Raw genomic sequence first — 22,190 nt, 5'->3', positions numbered from 1 at the left:
GCTCCCGCGTGGCCAGGCCGCTCAGGTGACCTCGTCCAGCACCGACTCGCTGACGAAAATCGGGCGGGGGGGGTGGTGGTGGACGGCCAGGGCGATGGCGTCCGAGGGGCGGCTGTCGAGTTCGGTTTCGGCGCCGTCCTCACCGGTCCGGCGGAGGCGGACCTTGGCGAAGTAGGTGTGATCCTGCAGGTGGGAGATCACGACGTCCTTCACCTCCGCCCCCAACTCCTCGATCGCCGCCTTGAGCAGATCGTGCGTGAGCGGCCGGGGGGCGGCGTCGCCGGTGACGGCCCGGCGGATGCTGCCGGCCTCGAACTCGCCCACCAGAATCGGAAAGGTGCGGTCGCCGTCCGAGCCGTCGTCGGCGATCTCCGTCAGGCAGAGGACCTGCTGTTCGTTGATGTCGGACAGGATGATCCGGCTCAGGCGCATCGGCACCAGCACGGGCGAACTCCGGGGGAAGGGCGGGGCGGAATACAGTGTAGGCGAGCGGTGGGCGTCAGCCCTCCGTGTGTTGGGAAGCGTAGGAGAACACGGAGGGCTGACGCCCACCGCTCGCCTCAGCTCGCCGCTACGACAACTCCGCCAGCACGTTCTCCGCGGCGGCGAGCTGGGCCTTCAGCGTGGCGAGCGTTTCTCGCACGCCCTCGACGACCTCGGCGGGGGCCCGGGCGACGAAGTTGTCGTTCGACAGCTTCTTTTCGTGCCCGGCGATGTGGCCGCGGAGCTTTTCCGCCTCGGCCTGCTGGCGCTCGCGTTCGGCGTCCAGGTCGATCACGTCGCCCAGCGGGATGAAGCCCTCGGCCGGGCCGCCGTCCTCGCCGCCGGCGCTCAGGGAGAACGCCGCGCTGGCCGGCGGGCGGGTCACCTCGGCGCCGGCCTTCGCCAGCACGACCCGGGCGAGTTGATCGAACTGCTCCGCGATCGAACCGAGGTCCCCGGCGAAGTCCTCGGCACTGCGGAGGTGCAGTTGCAGCGGGGCCGCCGGCGGGAGGTTGTAGACGCCGCGGACGTTCCGCACGGCGACGACCACTTCTTTCAAGGCGTCGAACCGGGCTTCGAGCGCGTCGTCCACATCCGCCTGCCGGGCCGCCGGCCAGGGGGCGAGGGCGCACAGGTCGGCGGCCGCCGTCGGCTCGGCCAGGCCGCGCTGCGGGGCGATCTCCTTCAGGTTCGCCCAGACCTCCTCCGTCACGAACGGCGCCCAGGGATGGAGCAACCGGAGGATCGAATCCAGCACGTGCACCAACACCCGCTGGGCGGCGGCCCGTTCGTCGGTCTGCTCTTCCCCTTCAGCCAGTCGCAGGCGGGGTTTGACCATTTCGACGTACCAGTCGCAGAACTCGTCCCAGACGAAGCCCCGCAGCGCCCGGGTGGCGGCGTCGAGCTGGTAGCGGCCCAGCAGCGTGTCGACTTCCTCGGTGACCTTCGCCAGTCGGGAGAGGACCCAGCGGTCTTCGAGTTGCAACTCCTCCGCCGCGACCGGGCCGGGCGTGTAGCCGGTCAGGTTCATCGCCGCGAAGCGGGCGGCGTTGTAGAGCTTGTTGCAGAAGTTCCGGCCGTACTCGAAGCGGTCCGCCACCACCCGGGCCACCGGCACGTCGGGGTCCGGTTCGTAGCTGGGGGTGACGTACTGCAGGTCCGCCTTGGCTTTGGGGAAGCGGACGGTCGGTTTGACGAAGTTGCCGTCGGCGTCCTGCGCCGGCTTGGCCTCGGTGTGCGCCTGCGTTTGCGGGACGATCTCGCCGGTTTCGGGGTGCTCGTAGCTGACGGGCAGCCGTACGTCCTGCGTTTCCCCGGCGAAGCTGGCGATGGTGAACCGCACGGCGTCCGGACCGTATTTTTCGACCAGCTCCAGCGGATCGACGCCGTTGCCCTTCGACTTGGACATCGTCCGCCCGAAGCCGTCCAGAATCTTCGGGTGGATATAGACGTGCTTGAACGGCACCTGTTCTTCCGGCGGACGGTGAGCCCGCAGGTACTTGCCGAACAGCACCATGCGGGCGACCCACAGGGTGATGATGTCCCGGCTCGTGACCAGCACGGCGGTGGGATAGAAGTACGACAGGTCCGGCGTCTCCTCCGGCCACCCGAGCGTTTCCAACGGCCACAGGGCGCTGCTGAACCAGGTGTCGAGCACGTCCGGGTCCTGCTCGAAGCCCTCCGCCGCGTACTTCTCCTCCAGGTCCTCGGCCCCCTCGCCGATGCAGATCAGCACGGTGACCGTATCGGCCTCGGCGTCGCGGGTCGTCTGCACGGCGACGCGGCCGGACTCGTCCGCGGGAATCTCCCACCCGTCCGGGTACTTCGGATCGAACTCCCCGGCGGGGAAGGTGCGGCTCCAGATCGGAATCCGGTGCCCCCACCACAACTGGCGGGAGATGCACCAGTCCCGCTTCTCGCCGAGCCAGTCGGTGTACGTCTTCTGATAGCGGCCGGGATAGAACCGGACGGAGCCGTCCTCGACCGCGTCGATCGCGGACTGGGCGAGGTCCACGTCGTCGGCGCCGTCCTCGGACGGGCCCATGCGAACGAACCACTGGTCGCTCAGCAGCGGTTCGACCGGGGTCTTGGAGCGGTCGGAGTGCTTCAGCTGGATCACCCGGTCCTCGACGCCGTCGTAGAAGCCGAGTTCGTCCATCGCCTCCACGACCTTGCCGCGGGCCTTCAGCCGGTCCAGTCTGGCGAACGGGCCGGCGGCTTCGTTCATCGTGCCGTCCGGGTTGAGGACGTTCAGCATCTCCAGCCCGTTTCGCAGGCCGCAGGCGTAGTCGTTGGGATCGTGGGCGGGGGTGACCTTCACGGCCCCGGTGCCTTTCTCCGGGTCGGCCAGCAGGGCGTCGGCGATGATCGGCACCAGCCGGCCGGTTAGCGGCACGCGGACGCGTTCGCCCACCAACTCCGTGTAGCGTGCGTCCGAGGGGTGCACGCAGACGGCCACGTCGCCCAGCATCGTCTCCGGCCGGGTCGTGCTGAACTGGATGGACCGCTTCGTGTCCTGCCCGTCCTCGTCCACGACGGGGTAGTGGAACGTCCAGAAGTGCCCCTGCGTTTCCTCCTCGAACACCTCGTCGTCGGCGACGGCGGTTTGGAGGTGGGTATCCCAGTTGACCAGCCGCTTGCCGCGGTAGATCAGGCCGTCGCTGAACAGCTTGAAGAACGCCGCCCGGACGGCCCGGCTGCACATCTCGTCCAGCGTGAACCGGGTCCGGCGGAAGTCCGCGCTGGCCCCCAGCGACTTGAGCTGCCCGAGGATGCGGCCCTCGTAGGTCTCCTTCCACGCCCAGATGCGGTTCACGAGGGCCTCCCGGCCGACGTCGTGCCGCGTGAGGCCTTCCTCCTCCAGCATCCGTCGCTCGACGACCGCCTGCGTGGCGATGCCGGCGTGGTCGGTGCCGGGCTGCCAGAGGGCCTCGTACCCCTGCATCCGCCGCCAGCGGGTGACGAGATCCTGCACCGTGCCGTTGAGGGCGTGCCCCATGTGCAGGGCGCCGGTGACGTTGGGCAGCGGGATCATCACCGCGTGCGGCGGCTTCGGTTCGCCTCCGTCCGGAACCGTTTCAGCGGCGTCAGTGATCGGGCTGACGCCGAGCGTCTCCGGCGGATCGGCGTGCGAGACGCCGGCCTCGTCCCAAACCGGGGTCCACTTCGCGGCCGCGGCGGCGGGGTCGTACTGCTTCGGAAGATCCATGACGTGTTCTAGCAGATCGGCCGTTTCGTTCAGCCGTGGAGGGCGGCGGGTCGGCGAGACCCGCGGGGCAGAGGGGAGGAGAGCGACCGGGCCCGCCCGCGGACTCAGGACGGGGAGGGGACGGGCGGTTGGACGGACTCCTCCGCGGTCGCTTCCGGTGCCGCGGTCCGGGCCAGGGCGTATTCGATGCTGTCGCACAGGGCCAGCCAACTGGCTTCCACGACGTTCTCGCTCACGCCGACCGTCGACCAGTCCGCCGGCTCGCCGGGGCCGGACCCGTGGGATTCGATCATTACCCGCACCTTCGCCGCGGTGCCCTCGGTCGGGTTGATGACCCGCACCTTGTAGTCCGTCAGCGTGACCTCGGCGAGCTGCGGGTAGACCGGCAACAGGGCCTTCCGGAGGGCGGCGTCCAGGGCATTGATCGGGCCGTCGCCCTCGGCCACCTCGTGCCGCACCTCCTCCGAGCCGTCCGGCATGGGGATGCGGAGCTTAATGCTGGCCTCCGTCACCGGTTCCTCGCCGGCGACGCGCGTCTCCTGGCCGCTCTCGATATTCACCCGGTAATGGTCCCGGTTGAAGTGGGACTGGAAGGTGCCGGCGCATTTCTTCACCAGCAGTTCGAAGCTCGCCTCGGCGGCCTCGAACTGATAGCCGGCGTGCTCCAGTTCGACGACCTTCGCCAGCACCGTCCGCATCAGGGCGTCGTCGGCGTCGATTTTCAGCTTGGTCGCCGCGGCGACGATGTTGGAGCGGCCGGATAGTTCCGAGACCAGAATCCGCCGTTCGTTGCCGACCTTCGCCGGGTCGATGTGTTCGTAGCTGCTGGCCAGCCGATTGACGGCGTGCACGTGCATCCCGCCCTTGTGGGCGAAGGCGCTGGAGCCCACGAACGGCTGGCCGCGACGCAGCGCCAAGTTCGCCGTCTCGTAGACGAAGCGGCTGAGTTCCGTGAGGTGCTGCACCCCGCCGGCCCCGTCCTGGGCCGGAAGCAGAACGTCGAAGTCCAGTTTGAGGGCGAGGTTCGCGGCGGCGGCGATCAGGTCCGCGTTGCCGCAGCGCTCGCCGATGCCGTTGATCGTGCCCTGCACCTGAATCGCCCCGGCCTGCACCGCGGCGAGGGTGTTCGCGGTGGCGAGGTCCGAATCGTTGTGGCAATGGATGCCGACGGGGCAGCGGATCGCCTCCCGGGCGGCGTGCACCGCCCGGGCGACGAAGTCCGGCAGGCTGCCGCCGTTGGTGTCGCACAGCACCACGATCTCCGCCCCGGCGTCGGCCGCGGCCCGCAGCGTTTCCAGGGCGAAGTCCGGATTGGCGCGATAGCCGTCGAAGAAGTGCTCCGCGTCGTAAATCACCCGTTTTCCCTCCGCCTTCAGGAAGGCGACGGAGTCGGCGATCATCGCCAGATTTTCCGCCCGGTCGATGCGCATGATCTCGTTCACGTGCAGATCCCAGGTCTTGCCGACCACCGTGACCGCCGGCGTGCCGGCGTCGACCAGCGCCTTCAGCGTGACGTCGTCCTCGGCCGCGGTGTTCTTGCGGCGGGTCAGCCCGAACGCGCACACGGTCGCGTGCTTCAAATCCAGGTCGCGTACGCGCTGAAAGTACTCGGCGTCCTTCGGGTTCGACAGCGGGAACCCGCCCTCGATGAAGTCGAAGCCCGCTTCGTCCAACCGCTGGGTGATCAGCAGTTTGTCCTGCACGCTGAACGTGACGCCCTCGCCCTGCGAGCCGTCGCGGAGGGTGGTGTCGTAAAGTTGGACGCGTCGGGACATGAGCACGGAAGAAGCGAACGGGACGCCCGAGGGACACGCGGGGCGGGGGGGAGGATACGGCGAAAGGGGGCGGTCTCGTAGGGTCCGCTCTGCGGACCGTGCCTCTGCGGCGACGAGGCGCGACCGGCCGGTCCGCTTCGGGGACGCTACGGCAGGATCTCCCGTAGCCACCGCGGGCCGGCGTCCGGCTGGCGGGGGACGGCGGCAATCAGTCGCGCGACGAGGTCGTCGGCGGTGAGGCCGGCGGCGTCGGCGTGGAAGTTCGGCAGGATGCGGTGCCGCAGCGCCGCCGGGGCGACCGCCGCCACGTCGTCCCCGCCGGCGTGCACCTCGCCCCGCAACGCCGCCCGGGCCTTGGCGCACAGGATCAACGCCTGCGCCGCCCGCGGCCCGGCGCCCCAGCGGACATGTTCGGAGACGAACTCCAACGCCCCCGGGTTCACCCCGCTGACGTCCGCCCCCGGGCGGCTGGCCCGGGCCAGCCGAGTCGCGTACCGCAGCGTCGAGTCGCTCACCGCGATCTTGCGGACCGCCGCCCGGGCCGCGAGCAACTGGTCCCGGCCGATCACCGGCTCAATCCGCGGCGGCGCCCCCGCGGTGGTGCGGCGGACGACCTCCACCTCGTCCTCCTCGGAGGGGTAGTCGATCGCGATTTGCAGCAGGAACCGGTCGAGCTGCGCCTCGGGCAGGGGGTAGGTGCCCTCGCTCTCGATCGGGTTCTGCGTGGCCAGCACGAAGAACGGGTCCGGCAGCGGGTGCCGGCGGCCGGCGGCGGTCACCTGGCGCTCCTGCATCGCTTCCAGCAGCGCCGCCTGCGTCTTCGGCGGGGTGCGGTTGATCTCGTCGGCCAGCAGCACGTTCGTGAAGATCGGCCCGGGCTCGAACCGGAACGACGGGCCGTCGCCCCCCGAGTGGTTCGGGACTTCGCCGCCGCTGACGTCCGCCGGCATCAGGTCCGGGGTGAACTGCACGCGGTTGAAGTCCAGGTCCAGCGCCTCCGCCAGCGTGCGGACCAGCAGCGTCTTCGCCAGCCCCGGCACGCCGACCAGCAGCGCGTGCCCGCCGGCCAGCAGGGCGACGCAGGTTTGCTCGACGGCCTCCGTCTGCCCCACGATCGCCCGGCCGATCTGCTCCGTCAGGGAACGATAGGAGGCGGCCAGCCGGTCCAGTTCGGCGAGATCCGCCTCGGTCGCCGGCCCCTCGGCGGGAGACGGGGCGGCGACGGGCGCGGCGGCGACGGGCGGGGCGTTGGCGGGCACGCCTGAACCCTACCGACCGGCGACGATCGGTTCCCGCGCGGCGTGCTCCGAACGCGGACCGATCGGCTCGAACCGGCCGGTTGGAGGAGCCGCCCCCGCGGGATGCGCCGACCGCTCGGCGACGCCGTGCAGTTCGCCCCGCTTCTCCGCCTCCGCGAGCACGTCCACGTCCTCCCGGCGTCCGGCGGCAAAGTGGTAGTACACACCGATCCCGCCCACCAGCAGCGCCGCCCCGACGAACATCGGGACGAACTCCGTCCCGCCCGACAGCCCGTAGGCCACTCCCAGGTCAACCATCCCGCCCAGCAGCGGGGCGCAGATCAGCATGCCCAGGTCGAAGAACCCCAGGATCAGCGTCGAGGCCGTACCCCGATACCGCAGCGGGAAGGTCTCCGTGCCGAGACTCACGACCGCCGGGAACAGCAGGGCGTGCCCGAAGCCCACCAGGATCGCAGGCGGCACCAGGTGCCAACCCTCGGAGACCAGCGGCAGACAGAGGAACCCGACCATCTGCCCGGCGAGGCCAAAGTCGATCATCCGGTGCCGGCCGACCTTCTGGCTCCAATGCCGCGTCAGCACCCGAAAGGTGAAGGCGCTGATCGCGTAGCCCATGAAGAACGGGAAGATCCCGGGCAGCCCGCGGGCCGTGGCGAACCGGGTCAGGAACACGGTCGAGACGGCAAACCCTAATCCCATGGCTCCGCCCACCAGCGTCACCGGCCCGGGCCAGTATCGGCGGAGCAGGGCGAAGGAACTGGCCCGTTCAGTCGGGGCCGCGTGCCGGGCGCCGCGGGTCAGGTAGAGGGTGAACAGCAGATAACACACGCCGCAGACCGCGCTGGCGCCGAACAGGGCCACGTACCGGTTCGTCCCAACGGCGTGATAAAAGATCACGTCGCCCAAGATCGTGCCGGTCATCATCCCCAGGAAGCCGGAGCTGCCGAAGGTGGCGATCGCCTCCGTGCGGCGGCTGGCCGGCACGATGTTCTGGATGTGGACCAGCGAGCAGCCGAACTGCCCCGCCAGTCCGACCGTGAACAGCAGCCGCCCGAGGAAGATCGGCAGCCGCTCGCCCAGCCAGGCCAGCGCCGGCCCGGCGTCTTGCGGCAGCGCCTCGGCCAGCGGCCCGGCGGCGGCGAGCGTCAGCGCCCCGCTCACCCCCAGGGCGCTGCACGCGGCCCACACCTTCCGCACGCCCAGCCGGTCGATCGCCTCCCCGATTTTGAACCGGGCCGCCACCGCCCCGAACGTCGCCACGGAGACCGTCAGCCCGGCAAGCCCCTCGGTGCCGCCGAGGAAGTTGACCAGTTCCGCAAAGCGAAACGTCAGCGCGTTCGAGGAAACCACCAGCAGGTTCGCCGCGAACGCGACCCAGAAGGCGGCGTGGTACACCTCCGCCCTTGGGCGGATCGACGGGGACGCGGGCGGCGGCGGGGACGGTTCAGCAGAAGTCATGCGGCAGCGGGGCGGGACGGCGACCGACGGGGCGCGCGGCGGGGGCGGGAGTGTACGCGGAGGACACGGGCCGCCGATCGGGGTGATCCCCGTTCCAACGCACTTCACAGGAATCCAACGGGACGAATCCGTCCGAGGCCGACGCCACCGGCGTCACCCCCCGAATGCCCCGTACCGCCGCACGCCGCGGCGGAAGACCACGCGGTTCACGATCAGCAGGCCGACCGCCCACGCCGCCCCGGTCAGCAGCACGCCGGGCAACTCCTCCGGCGAGTACTTGCCCAGAAAGATCGCCGCCGGCACGTACGCCAAATATTTAAACGGCAGCCAGACCACCGCCGCCGTCACCGGCTCCGGCAGCCAGTCCAACGGGATCATGTGCCCGCTGAGGAAGTAGTTGAACATCATATAGATGAACAGCAGGCTGCTGATCTCCAGGAACCAGAAGCTGATCAGCCCGATCAGGCTTTCAATCAGGAACCCGATCACGAAGGCCAGCGCCAGACTCGCCAGGAAGGCCTCGAACACGGCGAACCCCGGCCACGCCGGCAGATAGTCCCGGCAGAGCCAGAACACCAGCGCGAACGGCCCCGCGGCGATCAGGTAATAGACCAGCTTGTGGGCCACCCGGTGCACGAACAGGTAGCCGAGCATGTCGATCGGCTGGGTGAGGTATTTTTTGACGACCCCCTCCCGCACCTCCAACGCGATGCCGCTGGCCAGCCCCGGCATGCTGCTGAACGCCCGGCCGACCATCGCCAGCAGGTAATAACTGACCATCTCCGGCAAGGAATAGCCGTTCAGGCTGTCGGACTGGGCGCCGGCGTAGACCGCGGTCCACAGAAAAATCTGCGTGACGATCGGCAGGAACCGCACCAGCGTGCTAAAGGCGAAGTCCGCCCGATACGCCAGCCGCTCCGCCATCGCGGTTTTCAGGATCCACCAATTGAGCCGGAATGACATTTCAGACGACTCCCGCTGCAATTGGGCGGCGTTCTCTCCGCCAGCGAACGTAGGTGACGCCGCTTGCCGCCAACGCGATCAGCGCCAACGCGGGCAGGCGGAGGACGAGATACCGATACGTCGCCGCCCCGTAATTTCGGACTCCGTAACGCACGCCCGGCCAGACATGGGAGTCCATCTGCCGGGACCGCCCGACGTCGACGCGGCCGTGATCCCGCACCCAGATGATTCGGAGGCCACGCGCCCCGCGGGCCGCATCGACCGGGAACCCGCTCGCGCAGACCGCCGGACTGAACGATGATCCCCAGGCCGAGGCGCTGACCGTCAGCGCCGCCCCGACGATCGCGGCGATCCAACACCAGCAACGCACAATGCGCAACGGCAGGCTCGGTTCCGCCGCCACGTCGCCGCGGTCCTGCAGGAGACGCACGCCCCAGAAGAGCAGCGAGGTCAGAACGAAGAGCGGCAGCAGGCCCAACACCAGGCGTTCGGAGCGTGCTGAATAACTGCGATAGAACCTCACCCCCAGCCACGGGGCGCTCCATTCGTTCGCTCTGCGGTCGTCGACCGCCGGCTTCTGCCGGGGGATCGCCACTTCTAAAACCACCGGATACAACCAACCGGCGTCGGGGTCGAGCTTTTCGAACCCGCTGTCTAGAGCGACGGTCAGGCGGTCGGGACCGGAATAGGAAATCGTCCGCGCCGTTGGCGGGAAGGCGATCGCCGTCACGCCGATCAGGGCGAAGGACCAGACGAGAGGCCGAAGAACCAGCCCCAGGGCGGCGAGCAGTCGTCGCATTCCGCTCACGCCGCGGCCCCGGCAGCGGCGGCGTCCGCGTCCGCCTGCTCGCCGAACAGGTCCGCGATCACTTCTTCCAACGGCCGGTCGTTGACGCTCACGTCCTCGATCCGGTGCCGGTCCAATAGGTCGGCCAGCACGCGCGGAATCTCGGCTCGCGCCACTTCGATACGGGCGCGGGGAGCGATCGCCTTCAGCGGCGTGCCGTAGCGGGCCAGGTCGCTGGGGACCTCGCCGGCGAAGGATAATTCGATGATCTTATGGGTGCTGAACCGCTCGACGATCTCGCTCAGCGGGCCGTCGTGGCGAATCGTGCCGTCGTCGATGATCACCGCTCGATCGCACAGCGCCTCGACGTCCTTCATATAGTGGCTCGTCAGCACCACCGTGGTGCCGCGCTCCGCCTGATAGGTTTTGAGGAACGACTGCACCGTCCGCTGGCTGACGACGTCCAGCCCGATCGTCGGCTCGTCGAGAAACAGCACCTCCGGGGCGTGGAGCAGGGCGGCGATCAATTCCATCCGCATCCGCTCGCCCAACGAGAGTTCCCGCACCGGCTGGCCGATCAACTTGCGGACTTTGAGTAAGTCCACGAGTTCGTCCAGGCGCTGCGCGAACTCGGCCGGCGGGACGCCGTAAATTTCGCGGTGCAGGTTGAACGACTCCTGAGCCGGCAGGTCCCACCAGAGCTGGTTCTTCTGCCCCATCACGAGGCTGAACCGGCGGCGGTAGGCGTTCGCCCGCTCCCACGGGGTGTAGCCGAGCACCGAGGCCTCGCCGTCGCTGGGGTGGATCAGACCGGCGAGGAGCTTGAGGGTCGTGGTTTTTCCGGCGCCGTTGGGGCCGAGGAACGCCAGCATCTCGCCCCGCTCGACGCGGAACGACACGTCCCGGACCGCGTGGACCTCGTTGTATTCCCGCCGGAACAGCCCGCCGATGCCGGCGAGCAGGCCCTCCCGTTTGCGATAGACGCGGTAGGTCTTGGTGAGGCCACGGGCCTCGATCGCGGCGGAGCCGTCGCCGGTCCGGTCGGCGCCCGCGGCGGCTGAGGCGGGACGGGTGCCGACGGCGGGGGCTTCCGGGGCGGCGACGGACATGCGGACAGTCTAACCGGGTCGCGGAAAAGAACCGCCCCCGCGATCGCGGCGGGGGCCAAAACGACAGCGTCCCGGACCCTCCGAGGGTCCGGGACGCTGTGGATGCAAACTGCTGTTACGTCGCGGACCTCAGGAACCGGGCACGGCGATCGCCGGCTCGTTCGGGTTCGCCCGCTGGGCGGTGGAGTTGCTGCGGAACATCCGCACATAGTCGGCGGTAATCCGCAGGACCTCGTCGTTGTAGGCGCTCTCCGGCAGCACGGGGCCTTCGCCGGGGGTGGGCTGGAGGTCCTCCTCCTCGTCGCCGTCCTCATCGTCGGACAGGGCCTTCAACTCGGCCCGCTCCTGCCGGCGGACGTCCTCGTTCAGGGAGACCGTCTTGCGGTTCTTGTCCCGCTCGTAGCGGGCGATCCGCTCGAGGGTCTTGGCGAACTCGGGGTCGGCGGCGACCCGCTCCTTGCTGGCCTCCTGCAACTTGGCGGCGATCGCCGGGCTGGCCATCGCGACCGGGCGGAAGTCCGCGGCGGCGATGCGGTCGAACTCCAGGGCGTTGTCGAGGAACTGCTCGCCCAACTCCATGTGGTCCAACAGGTCCGGCAGCACGACGTCGCTGCGGACGCCGAGGTTCTGCGTGCTGTCGCCGTTCACCCGATAGAACTGCTGAATGGTCAGCTTCAGGGCACCCTGCGAGGCGTTGCCGATCAGGTTGAACAACTGCTTGGGCGGGACGGGCATCACGTTCTGGACGGTGCCTTTGCCGTGGGTCGTTTCGTCGCCGACGATGATCCCGCGGCCGTAGTCCTTGATGGCGCCGGCGAAGATCTCGCTGGCGCTGGCGCTCAGGCGGTTGGTCAGCACGACCAGCGGGCCGCCGTAGGCGACGTCCGGGCGTTCGTCGCTGTGAACCTCGATCTTGCCGGCCGGGTCCTTCACCTGGACGACCGGGCCCTCGTCGATGAACAGGCCGGTGACCTCGATCGCTTCGGTCAGGGCGCCGCCGCCGTCGTACCGCAGGTCGACGACGACCGCGTCCACCCCGCCGGCGCTGCGGAACGCCTGCAACGCCTTGAGGACGTCGCGACTGGTGCTGGAGAACCCTTCGACGCCGGCGTTGGCCCCGGCGAAGTCCCGGTAGAAGCTGGGAATGTTGATCACGCCGACCTTCAGCGGCTGGTCCAGCCCGAGGCGCTCCTGCAGGTTGTAGATCTCGCCGCGGACGGCGGAGTCCTTCAGTTCAATCTTGCGGCGCTTCAGCTCGATGACTTTAACCTCGCCGCCGGCGGCGGGCATCACCTGGAGCCGCACGACCGTGCCGGATTCGCCGCGGATCAGGCGGACGACGTTGCCGATCCGCATCTCGACGACGTCGGTAAATTCCGCTTCGCCTCCCTGGGCGACGCCGATGATTTTGTCTTCCAGCTTGAGCCGCCCGTCCTCCTCGGCGGCGCCGCCCTGGATGATCTGCTTGACGGTGACGTAGCCGTCCTCGTTCTGCAGCGCGGCCCCAATGCCCTCCAGCGAGAGGTTCATCGAAATTTGGAAGTCCTCCAGCGTCTTTTCGCTCATGAAAGAGCTGTGCGGGTCGAAGGTCATCGCCAGGGCGGTGATGAACGTCTCCAGCTTGTCGGCCGGTTCGACCTGCCGCTGGATGCTCAGCAGGTTGCTGTACCGCTTGTGCAGCCGCTCGCGAATGGCCTTGAGCTCCTCGTCCTCGAGCCGAAGCTGGAGCACGTCGTATTTAATCCGCTTCCGCCAGCGTTCGTTCATCTCCTCCGGACTGGCGGCCCAGGTAATGTCGTCCGGGTCGGAGACGATGGATTCGTCCTGGGTGAAGTCGAACTCGCTGTCGATCAGCCGCTGGGCGAAGGCGACCCGCTGTTCGAGCCGCTCCCCGTAGCGGTCGTAGACGGCGTTGACGAAGGTCAGGTCGCCGCGGCGGACGGCGTCGTCGAGTTGCGTTTCGTAGCGGCGGAAGGCTTCGAGGTCGGACTGCTCGAAGTACAGCTTCGCCGGGTCCAGCGACTCGAAGAAGCGCGTAAACAGCCGCTTCGAGGCCTCATTGTCGATCGTCTTGCCGGAGACGTGGTAGCGGTCCAGCAATTCCGCCGCCATGCGGGCGGTCGTGGCGTCGGCCCGGGTGGTTTCGCCGACTTCGTTCTGGGCGAAGAGCGGCACCGCGAGGCCAGCGGTGACGGTCAGCGAGGCGGCGATCAACACCGCCCGCCAAGCACGGCCGCCCGTCGTGGGGTTCCCCGTCGGAGCCGCCCCCTTCGGCGAGGGAACGTGGGACGACGGGGCGGGGCGGGGTTCGATCACGGGGGCGTCCGATGCGGGGCGGCGGGGCGGGGGCGTCAGTGCGGGAACGAGCGCCGCCCGGCCCGTCGGGAAGGGCGGGGAGGAATCGTCCGATCCGTTCTAGGGCAACGATCTTACGCAGACAAGACGGCCGACGTGGGCCGATTCGTCAGGGAAATCCCGCCGCGGCGGGCGGGCGACGGCTCCCGGTGCGGCTACCGCCAACGGACGGCGTCCAGCAGCGGGAACGCCAGTTCGCCCACCTCCGCCTCGCGGTTCGGCGGGTAGGCGAACACGATCTCGGCCCGCTTTGGCCCGTCGGCCAGCAGGTAGTGATCGCGGTTTTGCGGGTCGCCGGCGGCGTCCTTCCCGCTCACCCGGACCAGCAGCAGCGCCCGGCCGGCGTCCTCGGCGTTCGGGAGGTCCAGCGAGGCGGTCGTCTCGATCGTGCCCGGCGCCTTCTCGAGGGTCAGGCGGACACGGCGCTCGAAGGCGGCGGCGTCCGGTTCGGCGCCCTCCTCGGCGTCGTCCAGCGGCGTGAGGGTGGCGACGATCGCCGGGGCGCCGCGGTCCATCCGCACCACCACCGCCGCCTTGGCGGACTGATTGACGAACCGCCAGTCCCGGTCCAGCTCCGCCCGGGTGCCCCAGGGCGTGACCAGTTCGACACGTTCCGCAGCCTCGATCTGCTCCGGGGTGCGGACGGCGTCGGCGGCGGTCCGCAGGGCGGCGGCGTCCAGCGGGCCGGCGTCCGGCTCCGGCGTGCGGGTCAGGCTCGCCTTGAAGGCGAGATTCACGCCGGGCGAGATCGGCCCCGGGCTGCCCTCGACCGTCTGGTTGAGCGTCGCGGCGGTGATCGCCTTGGCGGCTCGGTCGTAGGCGAACGTGCCGTCGAACGTCACCGTCAGGGACGCCCCGTCCGTCGCCCCGGCGATCTTGCCGCGAAACGTCCCTCGCGCTTCCGCGTCGGTCAGGGCGGTCAGTTTGCAACGAAGCTGGTTCTCGCCCACGGCCTCCACCCCCGCCAGCGCCGGGCCGACCCAATCGGCCGGTTCCCAGTCGTCGCCCTCGGAGACGCTGCCGGTCGGCAACAGGCCGCCCACCAGCAGGGGATCCAGCGGCGTGCCGAGCAGTTCCAACTCGCCGTAGCGCAGCGGGCCGCCGGGTGAGAGCACGCTCGTCCCGACCGGCATGCCGGTCGCCACGACCATGCGCCGACTGCCCCGGAGGCGGGCGTAGGTCGGCTGGGGGCCGACCGTCAGCTCGCTGCCGGCGGCGTCGTAGTACCGCACGCTGCGGCGGCCGGTCGGACCCTCGCCCTCCACCGGCAGGGGGCGGGTGTGAAAGCGGTAGGTCGCCCGCACCTCCGCCGGCAGCGGGTCCGCCCCGTGGCGGGGGGTGATCGTCCCTTTCGCGGCGACGGTCAGCGTGACGGCGTGCGTGCCGCTGGGGGCGTCCGTCAGCACGGCCCGCTCCTGGGCGAACGCCGCGGACGACGCGAGCGGGCCGGTCAGGCAGAGCAGCCAGGCCGCGACGCCCCATGTCGCCGGGGAAGCAACGGGCGTCGGGAGACGAACGATCGGGAACACGCGGGGACCTTCCGTGGGTGGGTGCGGCCGCATCGTAGCGATCGCCGCCCCGGGCCGGCATGGCGGTTTGACGAACGCGCCGCCGGGCGACTCCCGTTGATTCGCGGCGGCCTCTAACCCTGGCCGTTCGGGGGGTGGCCGGCGGTCTTCACCAACGTCAGGGCGTTGCCCTTGGCGTTGTGGGTCGCCTCGTCCATGAAGGTCCGCACCAGCAACAGGCCGCGGCCGTGGGCCTTCATGAGGTTCTCCGGGTCCGTCGGGTCCGGCAGCGAGTGCGGATCGAACCCGGCGCCCTGGTCTTCGATGTAGAACCGCAGGTTCGGACCGGAGGGAATCCCGCCGAGCACGTCCGGGCTGTCGGCGCCGGGCTGCCGCGGGTCGCCGGTGCGGGCGACGGTCAGTTCGACGTGCACGCGGCGATCGCTGTAGGGGCGGAGCAGGGCCCGCTCCCGGGCGAGGCTGTAGTAGCGGCTCTCGTCCTCGTCCCGCAGGGCGGAGTCCAGTTCGAGGTTGCCGTGGTAGACGGCGTTCGTGAGGGCCTCCTCCAGCGCCACGCCGATCCGCAGGCGGTCGGTCTCGGAGAAGCCGATGTTCTCCGGCTGGTCGTTTCGCGGCGGGGCGTAGTTCGGGCCGGCGGGGACGGCGGCGGTTTCCTCCACCATCCGCTTCGCCAAGCGCACCGTGGGGCCGATGATCTCCGGATCGCTGGGCAGGTCCAGCACGCGGTGCTGACGGGTGTGGCAGCGGGCCAGCCGGTTCTGCCGACGCCGCTCCCCCGCCACGGCGACCATCTGCAAGACCGTCAGCCGCAATTGGCTTTTCAGGTCTTTTTTCAGCACGAAGCTGGCGGCGCCCGCCTCCAGTGCCGCGACCGCCTCCGCCTTCAGGCCATGGCGGGTCATCAGCACCACGGGCACGTACGGACAGCGAGCGCAAACCGCCTGCACCACCGCGGGCCCGTCGATGTCCGGCAGTTGGAGGTCCGTCAGGACGATGTCCGGCGGATCCTCCAGGGCGGCGAGAAACGCGTCGCGGTCTGCCGCTTCCTCAACTTCGACGTCCGGCAGATCCCGGAGAATCTTGGCGACCTTCTGACGGTCGCTCTCACGGTCGTCCACGACGAGCAGGCGGGGCACAGCGGGCTCGACCGACGGGGGAGAAGTGAACCATCCCGGCGAACCCGGGAGCGGACCGCACGATCCCGTCGGCGCCGGGCGGCGTCAAACGGGGACGTGTCGAACCGGCATGCTCGTACGGTTTTCACCCACGGTTTCATCCACGTTACGCTGCGGGACGCCATTCCCCGTCGCTCCCGCTCCCCCCGCCCCCATGCCGGCGCCCCGCCCGCTGACCTTCGCCTCCGTCGGCGAAGCCCCCGCCGAGGCCGAACGGCTGCTGACGGGCGGGTACGAACGCCGCGGCAACTGGGACCTGCGTCAGGTCTGCGATCACTGCGCCGACTGGCTGGCCTTCCCGATCGACGGCTACCCGCCGGTGCCTCCGTGGTTCAAGCCGGCGCTGCTGGCGATTCGGCACACCCTCGGCCCGCGGATCCTGCACCAGATCCTGCGGGAGGGGACGATGCGGGCCGGCTCGCCCACGGTCGCCCGCACCCTTTACCCGCCCGCCCCCGACCCTGCCGCGGACGCCGCCGCCGTCGAGCGGCTCGCCCGGGCTGCGGACCGGTTCCTCGCTCACGAGGGCAAATACGCCATCAGCCCGTTCTTCGGCCGCATGTCCCGCGAGGAGGCCCGCGGGCTGCAGGCGATTCACACCGCCCACCACTTCGGCTTTCTCGAACCGAAATAAAGCCCGCCGGTCAGATCAGGTCAGGACGTCCCGTAGCCGGCTGAGGCCGACGATCGCGTCACGCCGCACCAGCGCCCGCTTGCGGTTCGGGGCGATTCCGTGCCGGGCCGCTTCGAGGACGTACAGTTCCCGCGTGGTCGCCGTATCCCGCAAATCGTGGGCGTCGGCGTCGGCGAGCACCAGATGCACGGCGTCCCACGACTTCAGCGTGCCGAGGTAAACCCACTGGGCGGCGAGATCCAGCACGACCTCCGCCCCCCGGAACGGTTCGAGAACGGCGTCGGCGTCAGACGGCGCGGCGGACATGACGGGGCTCGGGGCGGGGGCGAACGGTCCCATTGCAGGCTCCAGGCGCCGCCGCGTCTAGTGGGCCAGTCTCCCGGGCCTACTTCGGCGGCGCCACGGTGCGGATGTGGAGTTCTTCCAACTGCTTGCCGTCCACGTCGCCGGGGGCGCCGGTCATCAGGTCGGCGGCCTTCTGGGTCTTCGGGAAGGCGATTACGTCGCGGATGTTCTCCAACTGGGCAAGGATCATCACCCAGCGGTCCAGCCCCAGCGCGATGCCGGCGTGCGGGGGGGCGCCGTATTTCAGGGCGTCCAGCAGGAAGCCGAACCGACGGCCGGCCTCCTCGCTGTCCATCCCGATCAGGTCGAAGACCGTTTGCTGCACGGCCGGGTCGTGGATCCGGACGCTGCCGCTGGCGGCCTCGTAGCCGTTGCAGACGAGGTCGTAGCTCTCCGCCCGCACGGCGGCCGGGTCGGACTTCAGCTTCTCGACGTCCTCCGGATGGACGGCGCAGAAGGGGTGATGCTCCGCCTCCCAGCGGTTCTCTTCCTCGTTGCGGCCCACCAGCGGGAACTCCAGCACCCACAGGGCGGCCAGTTCGGACGGGTCGTACAGCGCCAACTCCCGGCCGAGCCGGTTCCGCAGATTGGCCAACGCGGCGTTCACCACGGAGGGCTTGTCGGCGACGAACAGCGCCAGGTCGCCCGGTTTGGCGGAGAGCCGTTCGATGATCGCCGACTGCTGCTCCGCGGTGAAGAACTTCGCCGTCGGGGCCTGCAGCTTCATGGCGCCCTCCTCCTCGACGACGCGGAACCAGGCCAGCCCCTTCGCCCCCCACTCGCCGACGAACGCCGTCAATCCGTCGAGGTCCTTGCGGCTGTACTTCGCGGCCGCGTCCGGGGCGCACAGGCCCCGCACCTTGCCGCCGCCGGCGACGGTCTTGTTGAACACGCCGAACTCGCACTCCGCGGCGACGTCGGAAATATCCTTCAATTCGAGCCCGAAGCGAGTGTCCGGCTTGTCGCTGCCGAAGCGGTCCAGCGCCTCGGCGTGCGTCAGGCGGGGCAGGGGAAGCGAGATCTCTTTGCCACGCAGCTCTTTTGCGTAGGCCGCGATGAGGCCGTCGATCGTCGTCAGCACGTCCTCTCGCTCGACGAAGCTCATCTCGACGTCGACCTGCGAAAACTCCGGCTGGCGGTCGCTGCGGAGGTCTTCGTCGCGGAAGCAGCGGGCGATCTGGAAGTAGCGGTCGGTCCCGCCGACCATCAGGATCTGCTTGTAAAGCTGCGGGCTCTGCGGGAGGGCGTAGAACTCCCCGGGGTGCACGCGGCTGGGAACGAGGTAGTCGCGGGCGCCCTCCGGCGTGCTACGGCCGAGAATCGGGGTTTCGACTTCCAGAAAGCCCAGCCCGTCGAAGTAATCCCGGGTGATCTTGGACAGACGGTGCCGCAGTTCCATCGTCCGCTGCAACTTCGGGCGTCGCAGGTCGAGGTAGCGGTGCTTGAGCCGCAGTTCCTCGCCGGGCAGTTGCTCGGCGCCGGGCTCGAAGGGCGGAGTGGCGGACTTGTTGAGAACCGTCAGGGCCGAGGCCCGCACCTCAATCCCGCCGGTGGCGAGCTTGGGGTTCCGCAGGCCCTCGCCGCGGGCGTGCACGGCGCCGGTCACGCGGACCACGTCCTCGCCCCGCAGGCCGCGGGCGAGCTCGTGGGTGGCGGCGTTCAGACCGTCGCCGGACAGCTTCTCCCCGGCGTCCGGATCGAACACGAGCTGCGTCAGCCCGAACCGGTCCCGCAGGTCGATGAACACCACCCCGCCGTGGTCGCGGTAATTCGCCACCCAGCCGCAGAGGGAGACGGTCTCGCCGACGTGCCCCTCCCGCAGTTCACCGCAGGTGTGGGTGCGCAGGGAGGTCGACAGGGACGACGGGGGGCCGGGCATCGGGCGGGGAACCGGGACGGGAACGCGGGGCGGGCCGCGGAACGGGACGGGCGTGGCGCGGGATGGTAGGGAGGCCCGCCGCGTGCGCAAACCGACCCCCCGGAACCCGACGTCGCCCGGCGTCCCCGGGTTCGGTTCTGCGGGACGATTCGGCCGGTTCGACCGACGGACGGCGGCGGCCCGGCGGCGCGGGTGGTCGGGAAGTGGCCGGGCTGGTGGCTGAACGACCGACCCGCCCTGCGGAATCCGCGAAGCCGGGCGCGTGACGGGGCTGGGAGCGCTCTGGCATGCCGCATGCAACACTGTTCGGGTGTGGGTCGGAGCGACCGTCGCCCCCTCCCGCCGCATCCACCCCCATCCAAATCGAGTTCCAATCATGAAACGTCTCACCTTCCTGCTTCCTGCCGCCCTGTGCGTGGGTCTGACCGTCGGCTGCGAAGAGAGCGTCGAGGACGCCCGCGAAGACGTCGTCGAAGCGCAGCAGGACCTCCAGTACGAGCGGACCGAGGCGGGCGAAGAGATCGCCGAGGAGGCCGCGGAGCAGAGTCAGAACGTCGCCGAGGCCCGTGAGGACGCTCAGGAGGAGTTCCTCGAAGAAGTCGACGAGGAGGCTTCCGAAGTCGCGGAGGCGGAAGAAGAGTTGATGGAGCAACGTCAGGATCTGACGGAGGCGCAGGCCCGCGAGCGCCTGGAAGCCGAAGCCGACGTGATGGAGCGTGACGCCGCCCGTCCGGTGGTGCCCGTGGTCCCGGTCGTCCCGGCCGACGACGACCTGGAGAGCCCGGAGGTCGAGAAAGCGGCCGACAATGTCGCGGAAGAGGTGAAGGAAGCCGGCGACGCGATCGAAGCCGAAGCCGCCGAAACCGAGGCGGAGATGAAGGAAGAGGCCGCCGAGGCCGAAGCCGCCGCTGAAGAGGCGACCGACGGTGAAGAGACCCCGTCCGAGGAACTCGAGGACGAAGAGACGCAGCGTTGAGCCGTCGCTCAGTGAGGCAGTGAGGCCGACCGGCCTTATTGAAGTCGATCCAGTGCAAACGCCCGCCCCCGACCCGGGGCGGGCGTTTCTGTTGGGGTCGACCCGTTGCGTCGAAACCCGCCAGGCGGCGGAGGAGCCGCTACTTCTCCCCGTCTGCCGCCCCCGCGGCGACGGTCGGCCGACCCAGCCGAATCAGGGAGTCCGAGAACCGCCCGCCGTCGCGTGCCTCCTCGTCCTCGGCGGCTTCGTGCGAAACGAGCTTCGTTTCAGCCGCTTCCTCCGACCCGCCGAGCAGGGGCGAGGAGATCCGTCGCCACAGCGAGGAGACCGACTCCCGCACCCGCCCCCGTCCGACCGGATAATAGGCGCTGGGATCCGCGGGCGCCGGGGCCGGCGGCGGCGCCGCCGACTCATTGAAGTTCGGAGCGGACCGATCGGAGGGGCTGGAGTCCGTCGGCGGGCCGATCAGCATCGGCCGCCGCGCCCCGCCGGGCAGCGGGTTGGGCGGCGCCGGCAGGGGCGGGGACGAGTTGTAGTCCCGCGGCGCGCTGAACGGATCGCCCGTCCCCGGTTCCCACCGATGTGACGGCATCGACGCCTCCGGGTGGGGCGCGGCGATCGTCGGCGGCGGCGGGGGGGGCGTCGTGGGAGCCGGCGGGCCGGCGTGCGGAACGATCCGATTCATCCCCGGCACGCTGCGGATCGCGCCCGTGACCGGCCGCATCACCTTCTGACGCGTCGCGCCGCACCCCCCCGCGGTGATCGTGAGGCCGCACCCGAGGACGACGGCGACGGCGAGCCGCCGCCACGCCGCGCGGGCGGCGCGGGGCGAGGACGATGAGAGGGGCGGCAGCAGGCGGGGCACGGGTCGAATCCTTCCGGGCGATGGACGTCCCCGTGCGGAACGGGGCCCCGCGGGGGCGGGGGAAGTGCGGCGGCGCGGTCGCGCCGATCGGCCGTCGAGGCGGCCCGGATTCCACCGGACGCGGGGCGGCCTCCGGGGATTCGGCCGATGCAAGCGCGTTTCGCAAGCTGCGAGCGCCGCCGCCGGGGCGCTCCGACCGGGACGAGCGCGATCCTGCACGAACGGCCGGTCGTGCGGGGGCCGGGCGGACGGCGCCATCCGTCCGCCCCGAGCCACCCGCACGACCCGCCCCCGCCGCGCGCCCCCCGCAACCGTCGCCGTCCGCGGCCGGGGCGGCTACGGTCGTCGGTACCCGTTCCCCCCTTGTTGGAGCCCGAAATGCGTGCCGCCGTCTTCACCGCCCCGGGACCGCCGGAGGTTCTCTTAGTCCGCGACCTGCGCGACCCCGGCGACCCGGGGGAGGGCGAAGTGCGGGTGAAGGTCGGGGCCGTCAGCGTGAACCCGATCGACACCTACGTCCGCGGCGGCGTCGTCTCCCCCGGCCCGGCACCCAGCGAGGAGAACCCCCGCATCATCGGCTGCGACTGGGCCGGCACGGTCGAGGCAGTCGGCTCCGCCGTGTCGCGGTTCGCCGTCGGTAATCGGGTCTGGGGCGTGAGCCGCGGCATCGCCCGCGACGGCGCCGCCGCGGAGGTTCTGAACGAAAGCGAAGACCTCTGCTTCCCCACGCCGGAAGATCGCACTGACGTACAGGCGGCGGCGCTGGGGCTCGCCGCGGTGACGGCCCACCTTGGACTGTTCCGCACCGGCGGGCTGGAGGAGCGGGAGACCGGCGAACGCTTTGTATTCGTCCAGGCCGGCAGCGGGGGCGTCGGCTCGGCGGCCGTGGCGCTGGCTGCCGCGGCGGGATATCGCGTCGTCACCACCGCCGGGTCTGATGCGAAGCGGAGCGCCTGCCGAGAACGCGGGGCCGAAGTTACGTTTGACTACGGCGACCCCGACCTCGCAGACCGGCTGGAGGCCGTTCTCAGTCACGAGAGGATGGAAGAACCGCGCGGCTTCTCCGTCTGGCTCGAAGGCCACCGCGACCCCGACCTCCACGCCGCAATCCCGCTGATGCGGCAGGGCGGCGCGATCGTGCTGTTCGCCGGGCGCTCCTCCGAACCGTGCTTTCCCCTCGGGGCGCTCTACACCCGCGACATCAGCCTGCGGGGCTTCGCGATGTTCAACGCGACCGCGGAGGAACTGCAAACCGCCGCCGCCGGGGTCGCCAGGATCGAACCGCTGATCGCCCGCTCCTATCCGCTGTCGGAGATCGCCCGCGCCCACGCCGATCAAGAGGCCGGCGACACCGGCGACCGCGGCGGGAAGCTGGTGATCGAACTGTAGGGTC

At 70.2% G+C, this 22,190-nt stretch carries 17 protein-coding genes; 3 read left to right on the top strand and 14 right to left on the bottom strand.

All coding sequences use genetic code 11. From position 1 onward, the window contains the following. Positions 1-21 precede the first annotated feature (21 nt). The 11 genes from CA12_RS20830 to CA12_RS20780 all read right to left on the bottom strand — a co-directional run bounded on the left by CA12_RS20830 (position 22) and on the right by CA12_RS20780 (position 16,059). Complete coding sequence (locus CA12_RS20830) at positions 22-444, bottom strand: bifunctional nuclease family protein (protein ID WP_145361043.1); 423 nt, start codon at positions 442-444, stop codon at positions 22-24. 127 nt (positions 445-571) lie between these two features. Further along, positions 572-3,691 carry a valine--tRNA ligase gene (locus CA12_RS20825; protein WP_145361042.1) on the bottom strand — a complete coding sequence of 1,040 codons (3,120 nt, stop codon included), beginning with the start codon at positions 3,689-3,691 and terminating at the stop codon, positions 572-574. Between the two features lie 104 nt (positions 3,692-3,795). Next, positions 3,796-5,466, bottom strand: a complete 1,671-nt coding sequence (cimA, locus tag CA12_RS20820; protein ID WP_145361041.1) for a citramalate synthase — start codon at positions 5,464-5,466, stop codon at positions 3,796-3,798. Positions 5,467-5,612: 146 nt separating this feature from the next. After that, positions 5,613-6,725, bottom strand: coding sequence for an AAA family ATPase (locus tag CA12_RS20815; RefSeq protein ID WP_207622056.1), 1,113 nt, complete (start codon positions 6,723-6,725; stop codon positions 5,613-5,615). A 9-nt stretch (positions 6,726-6,734) separates the two neighbouring features. Continuing rightward, the gene (locus tag CA12_RS20810) at positions 6,735-8,180 is read right to left on the bottom strand and encodes an MFS transporter (RefSeq protein WP_145361040.1); all 1,446 of its coding nucleotides are present in this window, start codon (positions 8,178-8,180) and stop codon (positions 6,735-6,737) included. A gap of 153 nt (positions 8,181-8,333) precedes the next feature. Next, positions 8,334-9,143, bottom strand: coding sequence for an ABC transporter permease (locus CA12_RS20805; protein ID WP_145361039.1), 810 nt, complete (start codon positions 9,141-9,143; stop codon positions 8,334-8,336). Position 9,144: 1 nt separating this feature from the next. Continuing rightward, complete coding sequence (locus CA12_RS20800; protein WP_145361038.1) at positions 9,145-9,942, bottom strand: hypothetical protein; 798 nt, start codon at positions 9,940-9,942, stop codon at positions 9,145-9,147. A 5-nt stretch (positions 9,943-9,947) separates the two neighbouring features. After that, the gene (locus CA12_RS20795; RefSeq protein WP_145361037.1) at positions 9,948-11,039 is read right to left on the bottom strand and encodes an ABC transporter ATP-binding protein; all 1,092 of its coding nucleotides are present in this window, start codon (positions 11,037-11,039) and stop codon (positions 9,948-9,950) included. Between the two features lie 129 nt (positions 11,040-11,168). Continuing rightward, positions 11,169-13,355 carry a carboxy terminal-processing peptidase gene (locus tag CA12_RS20790; protein ID WP_242688063.1) on the bottom strand — a complete coding sequence of 729 codons (2,187 nt, stop codon included), beginning with the start codon at positions 13,353-13,355 and terminating at the stop codon, positions 11,169-11,171. 194 nt (positions 13,356-13,549) lie between these two features. After that, the gene (locus CA12_RS20785) at positions 13,550-14,923 is read right to left on the bottom strand and encodes a hypothetical protein (protein ID WP_145361036.1); all 1,374 of its coding nucleotides are present in this window, start codon (positions 14,921-14,923) and stop codon (positions 13,550-13,552) included. Positions 14,924-15,036: 113 nt separating this feature from the next. Beyond that, a complete protein-coding gene (locus CA12_RS20780; protein ID WP_145361035.1) occupies positions 15,037-16,059 on the bottom strand; it encodes an ATP-binding protein in 1,023 nt (340 codons plus the stop codon). 193 nt (positions 16,060-16,252) lie between these two features. Here CA12_RS20780 and CA12_RS20775 point away from each other — a divergent pair, with 193 nt between their 5' ends. Further along, on the top strand, positions 16,253-16,732 hold the full coding sequence (locus tag CA12_RS20775; protein ID WP_165700902.1) for a DUF1569 domain-containing protein: 480 nt from the start codon (positions 16,253-16,255) through the stop codon (positions 16,730-16,732). A gap of 15 nt (positions 16,733-16,747) precedes the next feature. On the opposite strand, the gene CA12_RS20770 is transcribed toward CA12_RS20775, so the two are convergent. Together CA12_RS20770 and aspS are read right to left on the bottom strand one after the other, a co-directional pair. Further along, a complete protein-coding gene (locus tag CA12_RS20770) occupies positions 16,748-17,038 on the bottom strand; it encodes a hypothetical protein (RefSeq protein ID WP_145361033.1) in 291 nt (96 codons plus the stop codon). 79 nt (positions 17,039-17,117) lie between these two features. Further along, on the bottom strand, positions 17,118-18,956 hold the full coding sequence (gene aspS / locus CA12_RS20765) for an aspartate--tRNA ligase (RefSeq protein ID WP_145361032.1): 1,839 nt from the start codon (positions 18,954-18,956) through the stop codon (positions 17,118-17,120). Positions 18,957-19,332: 376 nt separating this feature from the next. On the opposite strand from aspS, the gene CA12_RS20760 reads away from it, so the two are divergent. Continuing rightward, the gene (locus CA12_RS20760) at positions 19,333-19,932 is read left to right on the top strand and encodes a hypothetical protein (RefSeq protein WP_145361031.1); all 600 of its coding nucleotides are present in this window, start codon (positions 19,333-19,335) and stop codon (positions 19,930-19,932) included. A 139-nt stretch (positions 19,933-20,071) separates the two neighbouring features. Here the strand turns inward: CA12_RS20760 and CA12_RS22300 are convergent, their stop codons facing one another. After that, positions 20,072-20,797, bottom strand: coding sequence for a hypothetical protein (locus CA12_RS22300; RefSeq protein ID WP_165700901.1), 726 nt, complete (start codon positions 20,795-20,797; stop codon positions 20,072-20,074). A 378-nt stretch (positions 20,798-21,175) separates the two neighbouring features. On the opposite strand from CA12_RS22300, the gene CA12_RS20750 reads away from it, so the two are divergent. Continuing rightward, positions 21,176-22,186: an NADPH:quinone reductase gene (locus CA12_RS20750; protein ID WP_165700900.1), complete on the top strand. Its 1,011-nt coding sequence runs from the start codon at positions 21,176-21,178 to the stop codon at positions 22,184-22,186. The last annotated feature ends 4 nt before the right edge of the window (positions 22,187-22,190 follow it).

Source organism: Alienimonas californiensis (genome assembly GCF_007743815.1).
Classification (GTDB): Bacteria; Planctomycetota; Planctomycetia; order Planctomycetales; family Planctomycetaceae; genus Alienimonas; species Alienimonas californiensis.
This window is presented reverse-complemented; position numbering and strand designations above follow the sequence as displayed.

Excerpts from the sequence above, each read along its gene's own strand:
- CA12_RS20770 (WP_145361033.1), bottom strand. The coding sequence starts at position 17,038 with ATGTCCGCCGCGCCGTCTGACGCCGACGCCGTTCTCGAACCGTTCCGG.
- CA12_RS20775 (WP_165700902.1), top strand. The coding sequence starts at position 16,253 with ATGCCGGCGCCCCGCCCGCTGACCTTCGCCTCCGTCGGCGAAGCCCCC.
- CA12_RS20750 (WP_165700900.1), top strand. The coding sequence starts at position 21,176 with ATGCGTGCCGCCGTCTTCACCGCCCCGGGACCGCCGGAGGTTCTCTTA.
- CA12_RS20805 (WP_145361039.1), bottom strand. The coding sequence starts at position 9,143 with ATGTCATTCCGGCTCAATTGGTGGATCCTGAAAACCGCGATGGCGGAG.
- CA12_RS20825 (WP_145361042.1), bottom strand. The coding sequence starts at position 3,691 with ATGGATCTTCCGAAGCAGTACGACCCCGCCGCCGCGGCCGCGAAGTGG.
- CA12_RS20800 (WP_145361038.1), bottom strand. The coding sequence starts at position 9,942 with ATGCGACGACTGCTCGCCGCCCTGGGGCTGGTTCTTCGGCCTCTCGTC.
- cimA (WP_145361041.1), bottom strand. The coding sequence starts at position 5,466 with ATGTCCCGACGCGTCCAACTTTACGACACCACCCTCCGCGACGGCTCG.
- CA12_RS20795 (WP_145361037.1), bottom strand. The coding sequence starts at position 11,039 with ATGTCCGTCGCCGCCCCGGAAGCCCCCGCCGTCGGCACCCGTCCCGCC.
- aspS (WP_145361032.1), bottom strand. The coding sequence starts at position 18,956 with ATGCCCGGCCCCCCGTCGTCCCTGTCGACCTCCCTGCGCACCCACACC.
- CA12_RS20760 (WP_145361031.1), top strand. The coding sequence starts at position 19,333 with ATGAAACGTCTCACCTTCCTGCTTCCTGCCGCCCTGTGCGTGGGTCTG.
- CA12_RS20810 (WP_145361040.1), bottom strand. The coding sequence starts at position 8,180 with ATGACTTCTGCTGAACCGTCCCCGCCGCCGCCCGCGTCCCCGTCGATC.